This is a genomic window from Fibrisoma montanum (assembly GCF_003583365.1).
Classification (GTDB): domain Bacteria; phylum Bacteroidota; class Bacteroidia; order Cytophagales; family Spirosomataceae; genus Fibrisoma; species Fibrisoma montanum.
On sequence record NZ_QXED01000001.1, the window covers coordinates 567,279 to 586,279 of the forward strand.

Genomic DNA, 19,001 nt, shown 5'->3' on the forward strand with positions numbered 1-19,001 from the left:
CGGTGAGATTCCTGGCGGCCTTTTTCAAATCCTTTATCAGGAGAAAGCGTAATAGAGAGTCTTAAAAACCTGATTAGTTGGTCGTCATGAGTAACACGGTATCCTTGGTGCTGGCTGGGTGGCTGGGTATTGCGAGTTTGTTGGCGCAACAGGCTCCGAGGGCGGCTTTTCCCGCGTACACGCCCCAAACGCTGGTGCCGGTTGTGAAGATCAGCTCGGGACGGGTCATCCATCGGTTTTTCGATACGTCGCCGGTTAGTCCGTCCGGGCGGTACGTGGCCCTGTTCCGCTTGCCGCAGGAAACGCGACGGCCCAAGCCGGGAGATGTCGGCGAGGTGGTGCTGGTCGATCTGCAAACCGGGAAAGAACGCGTCGTGGCTCAGTCGCGGGGCTGGGAGATGCAGTTGGGCGCCAATGTGCAGTGGGGCGGCTCGGATGAGGAACTATACTTCAACGACGTAGACCCGGCCACCTGGAACGCCTTTGCCGTGCAGCTTAATCCGCTTACGGGTCAGTCGCGCCGGATGGACGGCACCGTTTTCATGGCGTCGGCCGATGGGAAAAAACTGGCGTCGTATAACCTCATCAGTTCGCGCCGGGCGCAGGTCGGCTACGGGGTGGTTGTGCCTGACTCGCTAACGCCGAAGAACATTGGCCCGGTGGCTACCGACGGCATCAACATTACGGATACCCGCACCGGCAAAACCAGGCGCATCATAACCATTCGTGACATCTACGAAAAATCGGTGCCGAGCATCGCCATTCCGAACCCGCAGGCGTACGAATATTACTGCTTCCAGGTGAAGTGGAACCCACAGGGAACCCGGCTGTTGACTACGGTCCAGTGGACACCGGTTACCGGAGGCTCCCGCCGTCGGTCGGTTATCACGATGCGGCCCGATGGTTCGGACCTGCACACGGCCATCACCCCCGACCAGTGGGCAAAGGGTGGGCACCACGTTAACTGGACACCCGACGGCGAACACCTGTCGATGAACCTGGAGGTAGACGGCAAACCCGGTCTGGAGTTGATCACCGTCCGGTACGACGGCGCTGACATGAAGACGGTTTTTTCGCCCGGTTCAGGCCATCCCTCCCTGCACCCTAACCAGCTACCGTACATTGTAACGGATGCCTACCCGGATGAAGGCGTAACGGCTAATGATGGCACCGTGCCCATCCGACTGCTCAATCTGTCGACCGGCACGGAGCAGGCTATTGCCAGGATTTTTCTGTCGAAGGCGCAGGGAGAGTTTCGGATTGACGCGCATCCCGCCTGGGACCGTTCCGGGCGCTACGTGGTTTTCAATGGCTTCGTCGATGGTACCCGAAGCGTTTTTCTGGCCGACCTGAAAGGCCAACTGGACGAATCAGTAAAACATACCCTAACTGGAAAATAGACCCGCGTAAACGACTCAACCGGTAAACGAAATGGAAACGCCCGGCTACCAACGGATCAAGACGACGTCGCTGAACTTCGTAAACGCCATGAAATTAGGCGACGTGCCCGGTGTGTACCGCAAGGAACGGGGCGAAGGCGAAAGCTTCTATGGTTCGTACCATGCCGCTCATATTCTAGATCTGTTTGGTGAACTGCAACACCAGCCAGCCGCCGACCTCGACATCTGGGCTGAGCAGTTCCGGCGTCGGCAAACGAGTCAGGGGTATTTTTCCGGCAACGCGGCTGATACCAATCGTACCCGGACGCTGGATGAACTGGAGCCCGTCTGGCACTACACACGCGGCAACATCTGGGCGTTACGGGTACTTAATCGTCGGCCCGAACGGGAGATGCGTTTTCTGGAGCCGCTGCTGAACGCTGACACGCTGTACCGCTGGGTGAAGCACTACAACTGGCGCAACGCGTGGGCAGCCGGCAATCAGGTGCTGGCAGCGGCTACGGCCCTGTTTGCCCTGCGCGACTGGTTTGGCGCTTCGGAAGTAGATAAATTGATGGAAGAAGCCCTGTTCCCGGCACTCGAAGAGGTGCAGGACAGCCAGACGGGGTATTGGGGAACGCAATTGGGCGCTGACCTGCCAAACGGACTATTCGGGACCATTCATGTCGTACCGATCTACTTTGCGATGGGCTGGCCACTGCGGCATCTGGAACGGGCCATTGACTCAACGCTGGCCTGCCAACTGGCCGACGGTTCGTTCTGGCCCGGCGGCTCCGACTGCCCCGACTTCGACGGCGCTTACCAGTTAGCCAACCTGACGGCTCTGACCGAGTATCGGCGCGAGGATGTCGAACGGGCCTGTCGGCGGTATCTAAGCCATGCGCTTCAGCACGAAAGCCCGGATAGAGTGGGCTGGTTGTTGCACCGCCGGGATAGCCAACCGACCGATTGGGTACCCCGGCCGCACTGGATCTGGAAAGTAGGCGACACAACGGCTTCGGCTGAACTGCGTGACGAAGATCCAGACCGGACGCACATCATGCTTGGGTCGTGGTTTTATCCGCTCTCCATTGCGCTGGTGAGCCACGTACTGGGCGACACCGGTTACGAAGGGCCGTATCACTTCAACAGCGATACCTTACACGTTTGCAACGTATTCAACGAGCCACTGGCCAGCTATCAATAAACAACCTGAACCCTTATTCATTAGTGACCCAGACCTAACGAATTATGAACTACTTACTAACTCTGATCGGTGTTTTACTCATCTCGAATCCGGGGGTTACGCCCAACTGGAAAGCGGTGGGAAAGCTCAAAACCCGCGACGCCAAAGATATTAAGTCCAGCACCTGGAGCATCGGGGGCGAAACCCTCGACCGGGATTATACCGATTACCAGTCGTACAAAACGTACCTCGGTCCGCTGGGTGCCAAGCGCATCCGGTTGCAGGGTGGTTGGGCTAAGTGCGAGAAAGTGAAGGGCCAGTACGACTTTGCCTGGCTCGATGCCGTCATTCCGGATGCGGCTTCGCGCGGGGTGGCTCCCTGGGTAGAACTGTCGTACGGCAATCCCATCTACGAAGGTGGGGGCGAAGCCAAACTCATGGGCCGTATCCCAACCTCCGCCGAAGGGCTAACCGCCTGGGACAACTGGGTGCGGGCGATGGTCACGCGCTACAAAGGGCAGGTGCCGGAGTGGGAAATCTGGAACGAACCCGACGGCAATCCGCTCAACACCGGCAAGGAACTGGGCGTATTTTATATCCGTACGGCGCGTCTTGTGAAAAGCATCCAGCCAGACGCCCGGCTCATCGCCCTCGGAATGGCCAGCGTCACAAAGCTGGACTGGCTGCGTGATTTTTTTGAGGTGCTGAAGCAGGAGAACGCGCTCGATCTGGTCGATATCCTGACGTATCACGGCTACAGCCCGAACCCGGATGACTCGTACCCGAAGATTGAGGAGATGCGGAAGCTGGTCTGGTCGTATAACTCGAAAATCGTCTTTATGCAGGGGGAGAATGGCGCTCCCTCCACACCGAGCGCCCAGACCATCGGAGCCTTGCGGCAGTATGACTGGAGCGAGCTGACCCAGGCCAAGTGGGACCTCCGCCGGATGCTCGGCGACCACGGCCGGGGCATTGCGACCAACCTGTTTACCATCTCCGATATTCACTACGCGGCCGGCGACCACATGGTCGGCGTCAACACCAAAGGTCTCTTGCAAACAAACCCCGACAAGACCATTAAGCGGCCCAAACTGGCCTACCAGGCGGCTCAGCACGTGTTCGCGCTGTTCGATGAGAACATTGAGACCTTGCAGCAGGTCAGGCCAACGGTCAATCAGGAAACGGTGAATGCGTTTGCGTACCGCCACAAAAAAAACGGCGGTAGTCTGGTTACGCTTTGGAGCAAGGAAGCCCGGCCCGCCGACGAATACACACCCAAACCCACGACCCTGACCGTGGACGGTCAGTTCAAACAGCCGGTCTTTGTGGACCTGATCAGCGGGACGATGTACGAAATTCCGAAAACCAACTGGTCGAAAAAAGGAAACACGGTTACGTTCACTGAACTTCCGGTGCCGGATTATCCGGTGCTAGTTGCGGACAGAAGCGCATTATAAAAACACAACCAGGTTTATGGCACCCTACCTAACCCGCCGACAATGGCTTTTGGCTTCAGCCCTGCTGACGGTTTCGGCGCGGGTGAAGGGAAACGGTACTAAACCCTACCAGTATATGCTGGCAGAAAAGATAGCGGAGGAAAATACGCCATCGGCTGATTTTTACGTACCGTTCGGGTGGGGTGCATCGCGTGTACCATCCGCTGGCCCGGGGTTGACGTTGGTCTGGAAACCGGCTTCGTCAGCCATCAGCCAGCCAGCACGGCTGCGTATTTCCAGCGCCACCGACGTGCGGGAAGTATGTACCGTACTGGTTAAAACGGCTACGTCGGGTCAGGAGGTAGGCGTCATCGACGTTCGCTACGCCACGTACATGCAGCCGTTTGAGCTGGCAATTCCAAATGCTCTGCTGCCAACGGTTATTCAGGAGGGGGTGATACTAACCCAGCAATCGGGCAACAAGCCGTTCTGGATCTTCAGCCGGACAGCTTCGCCCACTTCTGCTCCCGACGCTTTATTGCCGCACATCCTGCTAAGTGACCAGGGTTCGTCGGCAGATGCGTGGAAAGAGCGGCTGCTTTCGGTCGCATCTGTGCAGACGTTCGGCTGGATGCACGGTTGCGTGCTGGATGGTCTGCAGGAACTGAGCCAGAGCACACCCGAAGCGAAGGAACTGCTGAAACAACACCTGGCGCTGTATTTCGGCAACGATCGCCTGGAGTACGCCGGATTTAGTAACTCCCGACTGGTCAATACCATCAACGGTGTTGAATCGCTGCTGCCATTCGCTATGCTAGCCCAGGTCAATCCCCGCCATCCGGGAATTGACAGAGCATTGGCGTTTTGTAAAGACCACGTCGATGCGAATGGCGTCATTGCCGATGGCGAGGGCACCAACCGGACCATAAAAACGGAAGAGTGTTACACCGTCAGCTATCCACTGGCCGTGATGGCGAAGCAGTTGAAACGGCCGGAGCTTGTGTCGTGGGCCATTCAGACCCTGATGGCCCGCACCCGCACTCTTCACCAAAGCGACGCGATCTACCAGCGGGGCAGCGAGTCGGGAGGCAACCTGACTTTTGGAAATTGGGGACGTGGGGTGGCGTGGTATCTGCTCGGCCTGGCCAAATCGCTGGTGCATTTACCAAACAACAGTGAAACCGAAACGCTGCGTCAGACCTTTCGGCGGGCCGTCGACCAGGTTCTGGGCTACCAGCAGCCGAACGGATTGTGGTTCTGTTTTATGGATCAGCCTCAAACGGGCCTCGAAACATCGGGTTCGGCCGGCATAGCAGCCGCTCTGTCGTACGGGTATCGGCACGGCCTGCTTGATCGGAGCGCCCGGGTGGCTGCGGCAAAGGCTGGAAAAGGACTGGTGCCCTATTTTACCCCCGATGGATTCCTGACGGGAACGGTTCAGGCCAACAAAGGCGGATTAGCCCTACAGACCGGTAATTTCAGGGTCATTGCCCCCTATACCCTGGGCTTTTTAGCACACGTGTATGGTTGAGCACTTGCTGACATGTACCGATAAAGTTGTTTTAAACGAATTCAAAAATCGGGCTTCCTCATTTTAGCCCAACTGACTATGAACGAATTGGCTAAACCAATATACCGCACCAAAAGACACCAGTAGGCATGATTCGCTCTTGTAATCCAATAGACGGGCAGAAAGAATTCGATTTTACCCGGAAAGGCCCGACTCAGAACGGGTTCGTCTGGAAATTCTCCCGGCCACTAACGGGCGGACTGGCTATGCTGTTCTGCCTGCTTCTACTGGGCGTTGGAGAGATGGCGTGCCGGGCGCAGACCGGAACAGGTCGTGTGCCTGAATCGTTTGTGAAAACGCTCCCAGACCATCCTCGTCTTTTGGTCCGCAGCAACCGGTTTGAATCGCTGAAGCAGCAAAACGATTCCGTTTCGCTGCAACTGAAAGCCTATATACAGCATGAAGCCGAGCGCCTGCTGACGGCCGATACCATCGTATACCCCAAAACCGGCTTTAAGTTCGGACCCATGCGCAACGTACAGGGGCGCATTATTGCCCTGGCGATGGGCTACCGGCTCACCGGCGACACTCGCTTTCTAGACCGGGCCCGCGCTGAACTGCGGCAACTGGCGGCCCTGCCCGACTGGGCACCGAACCACTTTCTGGACGTGGGCGAAGGGGCTCTGGCGGCCGGTATCGGTCTCGACTGGCTCTATGACGACCTGCCTGCCGGCGAGCGCGATGCCATTGCGCAGGCCATCGTCAACAACGCCCTGCTGCCCTCGCTACAGGTTACCGAAGGAAACGGCAGCTGGGTGGCCGGCGATTTCAACTGGACGCAGGTGTGCCACGCCGGGTTAACAACGGGTGCATTGGCCATTGCCGAACGCGAGCCGGAACTGGCGAAACAGATTATCAACCGCGCCATTAAAAACCTGCCCAACGCCGGTGCCGTCTACGCCCCGGACGGTGCCTACCCGGAAGGACCAAGCTACTGGTCGTACGGCACTACCTTTCACGTGCTGCTGGTGGAGGTCCTGCGGTCGGCGCTGGGCAGCAGCTACGGCCTCGAACAGTTTCCCGGCTTTCTGAAGACCGCCGATTACAACCTGCAGATGGTGGGCACGAGCGGACTGGATTTTAACTATTCGGACTACCACCTGGAGCAGCAGAACGAGCCCATCATGCTCTGGTTTGCCCGCGAAACCCGCCGGCCCGAGCTGGCCACGCAGGAAATTACCGACCTGCTGACCATCTGCCGCGCGGCCCGGGCGGGCACTAAAAGTCCGGTACACACTAACCGGCACACTCCCCTTGAGCTGCTGTGGTGGAACCCGGACTTAGCCCCAAAAACCGGTAGCTTTCCGCCCCGGCACTGGACCTCGCAGGGTGGGGCCGGCCTTCCGGGGTTGCCTATGGCCGTTATGCGGTCGGCCTGGCCCCGGCAGGATTCGCTCGCTACGTTTGTGGCCATCAAAGGCGGCACACCCAACCACTCTCACGCCCACATGGACGTCGGTAGTTTTGTGCTCGAAGCCGACGGGGTGCGCTGGGCCATTGACCTCGGCACGGAGAGCTACGACAAGATGCGGGCGGCCAAACTGGACCTCTGGAGCTACACCCAGACCAGTAACCGCTGGGCCACGTTCCGGGTGGGTCCGGAAGGCCACAACATTCTGCGTTTCGACCAGCAACGGCAGGAGATCGACGGAAAAGCCGACATCAGTATATTGCCGGAGGCCAACGGGATCGTGGGCAACCGGGTCGATTTAACCCCGGTGTACCGGCATCAGGTAGCCAGCGTCGGGCGGGTTATCCAGCTGCAGCCCGACAAGTCGGTACGGCTGGAGGATGCCTGGACCACCGCCGACAAGCCCGTTACGGCCTCGTGGCAGTGGCTGACGAAGGCCAACGTCACCCAAACACCCAGGGGGCTGCTGTTGCAGCAGGACAATAAATCACTGGAACTGCTCGTGTCGGCCTCGGCTCCGTATACCGTTGCAATTGAGGACGTATCAGCCCCACGGAACATACAGGATTCGCCGAACCCGGGCGTCAGCCGCATCGTGATTCAACTGACGTCTCCGGCCAAAACAACCACCACCTTACACGTACACATGCTTCCGGGCCGCGTTACCGCCAACCGGAAATAGCCTTGACCCTGATTATGAAACATACCGTTTTGACTACGGCTTTTACCCTGACAGCCAGCCTGTTTTTTGGGAATAACGAAGCCTCGTTCGCCCAGGCTATCGACACCAGCCCCGACCGGGTGAAAACCGATTTCGCTATTACCATGTCCCGCATCGGCACGGTGAAGCCCCGCTCGACGAGCGAGATTACGGCCTCCAACTGGTTGATCGGCTGCGAAACAATGGACCGCGACTTCACCGATTACGACCAGTACAAAGACTACATTGCCCCCCTCGGCATTAAGCGACTGCGGATGCAGGCCGGCTGGGATAAGACCGAAAAAGTGAAAGGGCAGTACGACTGGGCGTGGCTCGACCACATCATTGACGATGCCCACCGGCGCGGCTTCCAGCCCTGGCTCCAGACCTCCTACGGCAACCACAACTACCCCAACGGGGGCGGGGCTAACCTCGGCGCGGGCGTACCGACCTCGCCCGAAGCGCTGGCGGCCTGGGACCGCTGGGTGGAAGCGATGGTGAAGCGTTACAAAAACAAAGTGGTTGACTGGGAGATCTGGAACGAACCCAATTTTGGCGACAATCAGGAAAATACGCCCGATAAGTTCGCCAACCTGACCATCCGCACCGTCGACATCATCAAGCGCATCCAGCCCGAAGCCCGGGTGTCGGGCCTGGCCATGGGCCACATCGACCTCGACTACGCCGACCGGTTTTTCAAGGTGCTGGCCGACCGCAAAAAGATAAACCTCTTCGATAACTTCACCTACCACGACTACGTCTACAACCCCGATTCGCACTACGGCAAGGTGATGAAGCTGCGGGCGGTGCTCGACAAATACGCCCCCAACATTCCGCTGCGGCAGGGCGAAAACGGCTGCCCGTCGGGTGGCGGCAGCGGCCGGGGTGCTCTCTGGGATTACGACTGGAGCGAACTGACCCAGGCCAAGTGGGACCTCCGCCGGATGCTCGGCGACCTGGGCCACGACATCGAAACGAGTATTTTCGGGCTTATTGAAATGGCCTATACCAACGGCCCCATCAACCGGCTCAACTACAAGGGCATTATCAAGTCCGACTCGACCAAGCGGGCCATCCGGCCCAAAACGGCCTACTACGCCATTCAGCACGTCACGTCAATTTTTGACAACTCGCTGGAGCGGCTAAAGAACCTGAAGCCATCGTACAACAACGCCTACGTACCCGCCGACCCATCGGAGGTGATCTACAGCCGCAGCACCGACCGCAGTGTGGCGGTGTACGGCTACCGGCATAAAAATACCAGCAAGCAGGTGTACACCATCTGGTCCGACGAGTACATTCCGGCAGAGTCGAACAAGACCCGGAACCTGAATTTTACCTTTATCAACGGCAACTTCGACCAGCCGGTGTACGTCGACCTCATTACGGGAGGGGTGTACGAAATTCCGGCCAGTCAGTGGAAAAAAACGGGTTCGACCTATTCTTTTACCAACATCCCGGTCTACGACGCACCGATCCTGATTGCCGACAAAAGTCTGGTGAAATTTTGATCACCTGTTGAATTCCGACCAGATCATACATGGACAAACAAGCAGCATACCGATTCAAACTGACCGTACTCCTTGCCTGGTTTTGGGCAGGAGCGGGAACTGTTCATGCCCAGTTTATCGACACCAGCGACGACCGGGTCAAAACGCCGTTGTCGGTCAGCCTGAAGCAGATCGGGACGCTGAAACCTCGTTCAACGTCAGCCATTGAATCGTCGCGCATCACCGTAGGCTGCGAGACCCTCGACCGCGACTTCACGGACTTCAATGCCTACAAGGCGTATCTGCCACCGCTGGGAGTTAAGAAGATCCGGCTGCAGGCTGGCTGGGCCAAATGCGAAAAAGTGAAAGGGGTATATGACTGGGCGTGGCTCGACAACATCATCAATTTCGCCGTCGCGAATGGACTGGAACCCTGGCTCGAAACGTCGTACGGCAACCCGATTTACGAAGGTGGTGGTCGCACGGGCCTGCTGAATAGCCTGATGACCTCGCCCGAAGGCTATGCCGCCTACGACCGCTGGGTGGAAGCGCTGGTGACTCGTTACAAAGACCGTGTGAAGGAATGGGAAATCTGGAATGAGCCCGACCATCCCATGCAGAAGATTACGCCCGAGACCACGGCCGAGCTGAACATCCGGACCGCCGACATCATCAAGCGCCTGCAACCCGACGCCAACATTGCGGCTCTGGCCATGGCCAGCCATACCGACACGGTGTACCTCGACCGCGCGTTGAAGGTGTTTGCCGACCGCAGGAAGCTTGATTTGTTTACCTGGGTATCGTACCACAGCTACGCCTTCCGACCCGAACAGTCGTACAAAGGTGTCGAGTCGTTCAAGCGCGTACTGGCCAAATACTCACCTAGCCTGAAGTTACGGCAGGGCGAGAATGGAGCACCGTCGGGCTACATTCCCAGCTACGCACTCGACAAGTATTACTGGACGGAGTATTCCCAGGCCAAGTACGATATGCGCCGACTGCTGGGCGATCTGGGCCGTGACATTGAAACGTCGGTGTTTACCATCATCGACATCCGGTACGCGGGCGACCCGCCGGTGCTGAACATGAAGGGATTGATTCAGTCGGACCTGGATAAAACCGTCATCCGCCCGAAAGTGGCGTATTACGCGGTTCAGAACCTGGCGTCCGTTTTTGACAACCGGCTTGAACTCGCCCCGAACGTTAAGGCTACCACGACCGCCAAAGAACCCGTATCCATCTTTGGATATCAGCACAAAGCCGGAAAGAAACAGCTCGTAACGGTCTGGTTCGACGGTAAAACACCGAACAATCTGTTTCAGCCGACACCCCTCGACATCACCATCGAAAACGGTAATTTCGACAAACCCGTCTGGGTTGATCTGATGACGGGGAAGGTGTACGACATTCCGAAAAACGGCTGGAATAAGACTGGCTCAACCTATACGTTCAAAAATATTCCCGTTTACGATTCGCCCGTGCTGATCGCCGACCAATCACTTATAACAATGAATAATGACCGAAAAAGTGAAAGAGCTAATCCCTAACGCATTCACTCTTTCGGTCTTTCGCTCTATACCCTTATGCAAACTCTACAGACCTTAGACTACTGGGCCATTGCCATTTACATGGGACTCATGGCGGGTATTGGCCTCTTTCTGGGCAAGTTCGTCAAGAATATTGGCGACTACTTCAAGGGAGGGAACGCCATCCCGTGGGTATCAGGGGCCATTTCCAACTTCATGACCAAGTTCAGTACGTTCATGTTCGTGGCCTACGCGGGTATCGCCTACCAGCACGGCATGGTGGCGCTGACGCTCATCTGGAGTACGGTGCTGCCCGCTCTGGTGGGCGTGGCCATCTACGCCAAGCGCTGGCGCCGGGCCGGTATCCTGACACCGATGGAATTTCTGGAAACCCGGTTCAATGCCCCGGTTCGGCAGGTGTTTGCCTGGGCGGGTGTATTTTTCAAAATCCTGGACAACATGGTACGGCTCTACGCGCTGGGCCTGTTCGTGAAAACGGCCGCGGGTTTGAGTCTGGAGCAGGCCATTCTGGGCTGCGGCATTATCGTCGCACTCTACACCATTGCCGGGGGCTTGTGGGCGGTTGTCGTTACCGACGTCGTGCAGTTCATCATCCTGATGGTGGCTACGCTGATTCTGGTGCCGCTGACGATGCAGGCCGCCGGGGGCCTGCCGAAGATGATCGAGACGATTCCGCAGCACTTCGATCCGTTCAACGGGCCGAAAGGCGCACCGCTTTATCTGTCGGTCTACTACCTGATGATTCTGGTAAAATACAGCGGTAACTGGACGTTCATCCAGCGGTTCTACAGCGTCCGCGACGAGCGGGCCAGCCAGAAGCAGGGATTATTGACGGCCATCTTCTTCTTTCTGTTCCCAACGGTATTTCTGTTCCCCTCGCTGGCAGCCCGCGCCATCATCCCCGACCTCGAAAACCCCGAAATGGCCTACGTCAGCGTTTGCCTGAAGCTGCTGCCCGAAGGGATCATGGGTCTGATGGTCGCGGCTATGTTTGCGGCTACCATGTCGGTGCTGAGCGGTGAATACAACGTAACGGCGGGCGTTCTGACGCGCGACATCTACCAGCGGCTGTTCAATCCCAACGCAACCGATAAAGAAACGCTCTGGGTAGGCCGGATGATGACGCTGCTGCTGGGCGGCATCATCACGATCGGTGCGTTATTCGTCGGCGGATTCGGCGGGGCCTTTGAAGCCAACAAGTTGTTTACGGGCCTGTTTGCTATTCCAATGACCTTGCCGCTCATTCTGGGGATCGTCCTGAAGCGGCCGCAGCCCTGGGGCGCGCTGGCCACCGTACTGACCGGCATGCTCATCGGCCTGTTGCTGAATGCCACCCCGAGTATCTCGTGGGAGCTGGCGACGCTCATCGAGATTGTCGCCTGTGTCGCCATCTTCCTGTTGTCCGGCTTAATTGAATCGAAAGACTCAGCGTACCGGCAGCGGGTCGACGCCTTCTTCCGCAAGCTGGCCACGCCCCTGACGGAAGCCGAAAAGCCGAAAGAAAATCCGGTATTCATGCGGTCGATGAACCGACTCTACGCCGTGGCGCTGGCAGTGACCGGCGGTCTGTTCATGGTCATGAGCATTCCCTCCATCGGCGATACCAGCGGAAAGTTTGCCTTCGGAGCAGGCGTGATCTGCCTGATTCTGTGCGCCGTCATGTGGTACTGGACCCGCGAAGCGACTGTATTAAACGCCCAAAGAGATGACCTGGTTATGACCGAAGATGCCGATAAACGCCTGTAAGCTTCGCCGAAAACCTCCAGCCGAACAAACCACAAGATTTCTCTTACAGAGCTTCGCAGATGCGGACATAACAAGTACACAGAAACCGATCACTCCCCCTGACGGGATTGAGCATAGATAACCTGAATAGCAATGAATAACCTCAAAAACAAAGTTTGTTTCATTACCGGCGCATCGGGCGGCATTGGCAAAGCGACCGCGCTGCAACTACTTGACCAGGGTGCCAGCGTGTTTGATTTTAGCCGTACCCACCGTCTGGCAGATGACGTTCAGCACGACAACCTGCGCTCGTATAATGGAGACGTGAGTGTCGAAGCCGACGTAGTGGCGGGTTTTTCGGCCTGCGTGGAGGCTTTCGGTACGGTCGATGTGCTGATCAATAACGCGGGCATGGGTGTGCTGACCACCGACCTCTCGCAAACGGACCTGGAAACGTACGAGCAGATGGTCAACGTAAACATGCGGGGCGTGTTTCTGTGCAACCGCGAAGCCCTGAAAGTGATGAAGCCGAAAAAACAGGGCCACATTCTCACGGTTATCTCTATGGCGGGACAACGTACCAACCCGAATGCGCCGGTTTATGCGGCTTCGAAATTCGGTGCCCGCGGCTTAAACAGCGGTCTGGCCGACCAGGTGATCAAAGAAGGCATCAAAGTAACCGACGTAAATCCTGGCCCAACCGACAGTAATTATTGGGGCGACCGAAAGGTACCCCGGGAGAAATTCCTGAAAGTAGAGGACGTAGCAAACGTCATCACCTTCGTACTCAATCAGCCGGATTACGTTCTGATCCGGGAAATCAATTTTGACAACATGAAATTTTTGGCGCAATGAAATCCAACGGCACACACCCTACTTCGCCTTTTCCGATTCCCGTTTCTGAGATGCGTGAACGCTATCTACAGCTCTTTACGGGAGCCGTTAACGACGTACTGCGATTTACGTACAAGCTGCACGCTACCAGCCTGCCGTCCTGCTACGCTCCCCTGCGGGAGGAAATGAAAATGGCCGGTATGGCCTTCACCGTCAAAGGGGCACCTGACATCACTACGGACGGTGAGTTTGAAATGCGGGCGCAGATGCTGGAGGATCTGCACAAAGATTCGGTTGTAGTCTGGGATTGCACCGGCGACACCGTTACGTCGCAGTGGGGCGAAGTCATGACGATGGCCGCCGTCCGGGCCGGCTGCCGGGGTGCGCTCATCAATGGCATCCGCGACACGAAAGCCATTCTGGATCAGGAGTTTCCGGTGTTTTATAAATACAAAACGAGTACCGGTATGCTGGGCCGCTTCCGGATGTACTACTACCAGAAGCCCGTTCAGATCGGTGAGGTGATCATTCAGCCCGGCGACTGGATTTTTGGCGACATCGACGGGGTCATTGCGATTCCGCAGGCCATTGCCTACGACGTACTGGTGGCCGCCGAGAAAATTGTCCACAAGGAAGCAGGCATCAAGGAGATGGTCGAGAGCGGTATGCGTCCGACCGAAGTGGTCAAAAATGGCGGGTATTTCTGATGGAAGCCATCGCAACGGTCAGTCTGTTTTTAACGGGCGACGAGAAAGACGCTATCCTGACCAGCCCGGACCCGGTCGTTAAGCGATTTCAGCAGGCGCTCAGGCAGCGGGTGACGAGCCGGTTGGCCGTGCCCGGCCTGCAGGCTGAAACCATCTCGCTCGGTCGGGCCACGCTTGGCTGGTGGTACCCCTGCGCCGAGTACCTCTCCGACGCGGCTATGCAGTACGCCCTGGAACCAACCCCGGAACTGGCGGCCTGGCTGCGGAGCACGACGCTGACTATTGCCCGGCGGCCAATTGGCGACTGGGTTGGGCCGTGGTTTCGCAGTCATGCCGAGCCATTGACGGGCCATCTGGAAACGGCGCACGTTTGCTGGGGCGTCGCGGCCGTGCTGGACCTGGCCGGCGATGTATTCACCGAAGCCGAACAAACCGAGGTTCGGGCAATGCTCTACGACAAAGGCGTTGTGTTGTGTCGGCGGTGGCTGCAGCGAAATAGTCACCTGGCCAACTGGCGGGGCATACTGGCGTCGGGCGCGCTGGTGGCTTCAGCGGCTTTGGGGCACGATGATCTGCTCGAAGAATTTACACCCGAAGTGGCCCGAATGGCCCTGGCGTTTCAACCCGACGGCAGCTACGGCGAGTCGCTGCAATACGGCAACTACCTGGCCAATGCGCTCATGCTGGCCTACGAATCGCTGGTTCGAAAACATCCGGTACTGGCCGCTCAGCTTGATGTCAGCGCCTACGGCCGTGGCATGGGCTGGATGGCGCAGAGTATGCTATATCGCAAACCGATGGCGGGCTGGAACGATGAACCACGGGCGCGGGCGGTGAACTTCAACGACTCGGCCGCGCTGTTCCGCCCCTCGGGTGATCTGCTGCTGCACGTAGCCGTTCGTTACGACGATGCCGTTCAGGCTGGTCTGGCCCGCTGGCTGTTTCAGGAATACTACGAGCCCTTCCCAACGCAGGGACCGCATGACCTGGCTACGTTCGGGATGCGCAACGACTGGGGGTTCCTGACCTTGCCGCTGCTAATGAATTCAGCCCCGGTGCGCTCACCCGAAGCGGCTGGTCTACCACTTACTGCTTCGTTTTCGAACGGCAATACGTTCATCCGGGATAACTGGGCGGCTACATCCGTGCTGGGCATTCAGGGGGGAGCCAACGACGGCATCTACGCGCCCGGCCATTTGCAGGGCGACCTGAACAGTTTTATGCTGGCCTACAACCGGGAACGATTGCTGGTCGACCCCGGCCATAGCTGTTACCGTAACCTGATTCACGGACTCGAAAGCGCTTCACAGACGCACAATACCTGCACGTTTTTAGTCGAGCAGGACTCATTGGGCCTGCAGGAAGATCTGGCGAAGATCAAACTCCTCGAACAACGAAACGTCCTGCCGCGTCGGCTCATTTACCCCGACGGCAGCGTAGGCCCGGCCGTTGAACGCGGTGGCCGGCTCCGGCATTGCCAGCGGGTTGGCGACGTATCGTGGGTAGTTTCAGAGGTGGCTCATGCCTACGGTGCGCCGATCCAGGAGTTCACCCGGTGCTGGTTGCAGGCAGGTTCGCACGTTACGTTCGTGATTGACCGCATCCGGGCCAGCGAACCCATCCGAACCGTCTGGAACTGGCTGCTGAACAACCGCGACGGCCAGTCGGTCGCCCGAACAATTGGGAATGAGTTAGTCTTCAGCAGGCACCAGAGCGGTCTGCGGCTGCGTCAGATCGGACCGGCCGCGCTGGCTGGCCCTGTTTACGCCTACGTTCACGATGCCTACCACCCCGAACCGGCTCAGTTAGGTGAGGGTCTGCCCGGCAGCGGTTTGTTGTTTCGGCATACCGATACCGAGGCGTCAACGACTATAACCCGGCTTCACGTCCTGATTGCCGACGACGTAGCTGAGCTGGACGAATGGGAGATCACCCAGGCGGATCAGCTCCTGACGGTAGCCAGGCCAACGCTCCGGATTCAGCTAACCGGCTCCTTTGCCGAAACGATATCGCTGCAGGTATGGAGCCAGGGAAAGCCAGTTAGTATAACGGAGGGCGAGTCGGGTTTTGTAGTAAACGAAAGCTTATGACGTATAAATGCCTCGCTCTTCTGGCCGTCCTTTTCCTGGGAACATCCCTGAAACAGGACGTACCGACCCAACTACGGTTGTTTCTGCTCATTGGTCAGTCGAATATGGCAGGCCGGGGTGCACCCGAAGCGCAGGATCAGCAACCCCTCGACCGCGTCTGGATGCTGACCAACGAAGAAACCTGGGTGCCGGCCCGCGAACCGATGCATTTCGACAAACCGGCCGTAGTCGGCGTTGGGCCGGGGTTTGCGTTCGGCAAGCGGATAGCCGAGGCCTTTCCAGACCAGAACATTGGGTTGATTCCCTGCGCCGTAGGTGGGTCGGGCATCGATGTCTGGAAGCCGGGGGCGTATTACGAACCTACGAAATCGTATCCGTACGACGATGCGCTCCGGCGGGCCAGGAAAGCGCTGGGCACGGGTAAGTTGGCGGGTATTCTCTGGCATCAGGGCGAAAGCGATGCCAAACCGGACAAAGCGCCTACCTACGGAGCTAAGCTGGCTGAGCTAATCCAGCGGCTGCGCAACGACCTGAATGCGCCGAACGTACCGGTTGTCGTGGGGACATTAGGCGATTTCATTGTCAGACGCAATCCGGATGCCGGCGTCATTAACGAAACCCTGCAGAAGTTACCCGGTCAGGTGCCCAATACCTATTGCGTCGTAGCGGCCGGCTTGATCCATAAGGGCGATTCAACGCATTTTGATACCCCATCGGCCCGCACTCTCGGGGGCCGGTACGCCGATGTCTTTGTTCAGAAAAACCTATTAACCAGAAAAGATGGATGAAACGCTATTCCGGGGGGTCGATCACCCTGCCGTAGCCGCGGACGATGTGGAGAAACTGGCCGACTGGTACTGTACCGTACTGGGCTATAAAAAGTGGTTCAAACACGAAAAGCCAGTCTGGATGCTGGTTGCCCCCGACAATACGTTGCTGGAGATCATGCCAAAAGACGATACCGACCGACCGATTCGCACCACCTGGACGCCCGGCTGGTCGCACGTAGCACTGCGTGTTACGGACATTGAGCAGGCCATTAGCTGGCTCGATCAGCACGGCGTTACCTGGGGCGGAGAGCAGACGAACGCTATCGGCGGTGGCCAGGTCCGCAACTTTTTCGACCCGGACGGCAATATGCTCCAGATTTTAGAACGACCTCTTCCAATTACAACTCCTTAATTCATTCCGCTTATGCAAGCTGCTTATTACACCGGTAATCACCGATTTGCTATACAACCTGCTACGTCTCAGCCGCCCCAGCCCGGCGAGGTTCGGCTGAAAGTCGCCTATTGTGGCGTCTGCGGTACCGACGTTCACATCTACCACGGAAGCATGGACAAGCGCGTTCGGATTCCGCAGGTCGTTGGTCATGAGGTTTCGGGCGAGATTGAGGCCATCGGTGAGGGCGTTACCGGCTGGCAGGTCGGCGACCGGGTAGCCGTTCGACCGCTGCAACCCGGCACCGATGACCCATCTGACAACGGCCAGCGTCACATTGGCAAAAATCTCAAATTCATCGGCATTGATACCCCCGGCGGTATGCAGGCCTACTGGAACGTACCAGCCTATACGTTACACCGCCTGCCGGAAAACCTCTCCTTGACGCTCGGGGCAATGATCGAACCACTGGCCGTGGCCTGCCACGACGTACGGCTGGGCGAACTGAAACCAGGCGAAAACGCGGTGGTCATTGGTGGCGGACCAATCGGTATGCTGATCGCGCTGGTGGCCCGGCACGCTGGGGCTAACGTGCTTATCTCCGAAGTTAATCCGGCGCGACTACAGCTGGCCGAATCGCTTGGCCTCCAAACCGTTAATCCAAAAGAGCAGGACCTGGTAGCCGCGGTCGAAGCATTTTCCAATGGCGCTATGGCCGATGTTGTCTTTGAAGTGTCGGGTGTTCAGGCGGGCGTGACGGCCATGACGCAGCTGCCCCGCGCCCGGGGACGTATCGTGATGGTTGCGATTCATAGTGAGCCGAAGTCGGTCGATCTGTTCCGTTTCTTCTGGCGGGAAATCAAGCTGATCGGTGCGCGGGTCTACGAACCCGAAGATTTTGACGAAGCCATCCGACTGGCTGCATCGGGCGAGCTGCCGCTGGAGAGTCTGATCACGCAGGTATCACCCTTGACCGACGTGCAACAGGTTTTCGAAACGATTGACAACAACCCGGCCGGGATGAAGTATCTGCTGGAGTGCTGAGTTAGAAGAAGGCTCTCAGCTCAACTGGATCAATCCGGCGAACGTCAAGAAAAACCTGATTGAGGTGATCAAAGTCGGCGTCGGTCGTAACTAACTGCAAGCCCAGCAGCGCGGCTGTTGAAGCGATCCACATGTCGTTCTTCCCCATGTTACGGGGTGTGTCAAACGGGTAGCTGGTGAAGTTGCGACTTTGGCGTTGAGAATAAGCCTGTATTTCGACGTAGCTGTTCACTAATGAATCGCTAACGTCGATAATGACGGCGTCGCTGATAATTGTATCGAATGTGGCGAGCTTTTTAAAGCTCCACCGATTGCGAAAAGCAATTGAACGAACTTCTGCAATGGAGACGATTGATACATAAACTGTCTTTTGAGTAGTATTAACCACTTCTCTCAAAAGACGATGCTTCTCATCACGGGCTAAGAAGATTAGAATATTGGTGTCTAACAAAATGTTCACTTTTCTTCGCGTAATGTCTTAAGAGCCAATTCAAATTCTTCATCCGTTAGATGACTGCCTTCGGGTAGCTTCTCCAGCGACTCTGCCAATTTTTTTCCGGATTTGCCCATCTTATAAGCAAACGCGGACGTGCCACCAGCCGCCAGGACGTCCTCGACGGAGTAGGATTTAATGGGCTTGAACTGATAGGGTTCGGTTGGGTCGGTCGCTTTCGATGTCTTTTCCATAGTAAGGCTAATGCTTTTGGTAAATATACTAACA

The 19,001-nt window shown here is 57.3% G+C and carries 16 protein-coding genes; 14 read left to right on the plus strand and 2 right to left on the minus strand.

Annotated elements, in window-relative coordinates:
• The first annotated feature begins 86 nt into the window (after positions 1–86).
• From DYU11_RS02370 to DYU11_RS02435, 14 genes are all read left to right on the plus strand, one after another.
• Positions 87–1,400, plus strand: a complete 1,314-nt coding sequence (locus DYU11_RS02370; protein WP_119666029.1) for a TolB-like translocation protein — start codon at positions 87–89, stop codon at positions 1,398–1,400.
• A 31-nt stretch (positions 1,401–1,431) separates the two neighbouring features.
• Positions 1,432–2,586, plus strand: coding sequence for a hypothetical protein (locus DYU11_RS02375; protein WP_119666030.1), 1,155 nt, complete (start codon positions 1,432–1,434; stop codon positions 2,584–2,586).
• Between the two features lie 44 nt (positions 2,587–2,630).
• Complete coding sequence (locus DYU11_RS02380) at positions 2,631–4,022, plus strand: GH39 family glycosyl hydrolase (protein ID WP_119666031.1); 1,392 nt, start codon at positions 2,631–2,633, stop codon at positions 4,020–4,022.
• 16 nt (positions 4,023–4,038) lie between these two features.
• Complete coding sequence (locus DYU11_RS02385) at positions 4,039–5,532, plus strand: glycoside hydrolase family 88 protein (protein WP_119666032.1); 1,494 nt, start codon at positions 4,039–4,041, stop codon at positions 5,530–5,532.
• Positions 5,533–5,660: 128 nt separating this feature from the next.
• Positions 5,661–7,664 (plus strand): heparinase II/III domain-containing protein, encoded by a 2,004-nt coding sequence (locus DYU11_RS02390; protein WP_119666033.1) that lies wholly within the window; start codon positions 5,661–5,663, stop codon positions 7,662–7,664.
• A 14-nt stretch (positions 7,665–7,678) separates the two neighbouring features.
• Positions 7,679–9,193, plus strand: a complete 1,515-nt coding sequence (locus DYU11_RS02395; protein ID WP_119666685.1) for a GH39 family glycosyl hydrolase — start codon at positions 7,679–7,681, stop codon at positions 9,191–9,193.
• Between the two features lie 29 nt (positions 9,194–9,222).
• Positions 9,223–10,719, plus strand: coding sequence for a GH39 family glycosyl hydrolase (locus DYU11_RS02400; protein ID WP_119666034.1), 1,497 nt, complete (start codon positions 9,223–9,225; stop codon positions 10,717–10,719).
• A 36-nt stretch (positions 10,720–10,755) separates the two neighbouring features.
• On the plus strand, positions 10,756–12,465 hold the full coding sequence (locus DYU11_RS02405) for a sodium:solute symporter family protein (RefSeq protein WP_119666035.1): 1,710 nt from the start codon (positions 10,756–10,758) through the stop codon (positions 12,463–12,465).
• A gap of 132 nt (positions 12,466–12,597) precedes the next feature.
• Positions 12,598–13,299 carry an SDR family oxidoreductase gene (locus tag DYU11_RS02410; protein ID WP_119666036.1) on the plus strand — a complete coding sequence of 234 codons (702 nt, stop codon included), beginning with the start codon at positions 12,598–12,600 and terminating at the stop codon, positions 13,297–13,299.
• Positions 13,300–13,349: 50 nt separating this feature from the next.
• Positions 13,350–13,985 (plus strand): RraA family protein, encoded by a 636-nt coding sequence (locus tag DYU11_RS02415; RefSeq protein ID WP_229365670.1) that lies wholly within the window; start codon positions 13,350–13,352, stop codon positions 13,983–13,985.
• A complete protein-coding gene (locus DYU11_RS02420; RefSeq protein ID WP_119666038.1) occupies positions 13,985–16,075 on the plus strand; it encodes a heparinase II/III domain-containing protein in 2,091 nt (696 codons plus the stop codon). The genes DYU11_RS02415 and DYU11_RS02420 overlap by 1 nt, the downstream gene beginning before the upstream one ends.
• Entirely contained in the window at positions 16,072–16,863 is a 792-nt protein-coding gene (locus tag DYU11_RS02425; RefSeq protein ID WP_119666039.1) for a sialate O-acetylesterase, read from the plus strand. The genes DYU11_RS02420 and DYU11_RS02425 overlap by 4 nt, the downstream gene beginning before the upstream one ends.
• A complete protein-coding gene (locus DYU11_RS02430) occupies positions 16,856–17,257 on the plus strand; it encodes a VOC family protein (protein WP_119666040.1) in 402 nt (133 codons plus the stop codon). The genes DYU11_RS02425 and DYU11_RS02430 overlap by 8 nt, the downstream gene beginning before the upstream one ends.
• A gap of 12 nt (positions 17,258–17,269) precedes the next feature.
• A complete protein-coding gene (locus DYU11_RS02435) occupies positions 17,270–18,280 on the plus strand; it encodes a zinc-dependent alcohol dehydrogenase (protein WP_119666041.1) in 1,011 nt (336 codons plus the stop codon).
• A 1-nt stretch (position 18,281) separates the two neighbouring features.
• Here DYU11_RS02435 and DYU11_RS02440 read toward each other — a convergent pair whose 3' ends face one another.
• Together DYU11_RS02440 and DYU11_RS02445 are read right to left on the minus strand one after the other, a co-directional pair.
• Positions 18,282–18,740, minus strand: a complete 459-nt coding sequence (locus DYU11_RS02440) for a type II toxin-antitoxin system VapC family toxin (protein ID WP_158600204.1) — start codon at positions 18,738–18,740, stop codon at positions 18,282–18,284.
• Positions 18,737–18,967 (minus strand): hypothetical protein, encoded by a 231-nt coding sequence (locus tag DYU11_RS02445; RefSeq protein ID WP_119666043.1) that lies wholly within the window; start codon positions 18,965–18,967, stop codon positions 18,737–18,739. Before DYU11_RS02445 ends, DYU11_RS02440 begins: the two co-directional genes overlap by 4 nt.
• Positions 18,968–19,001: the final 34 nt, after the last annotated feature.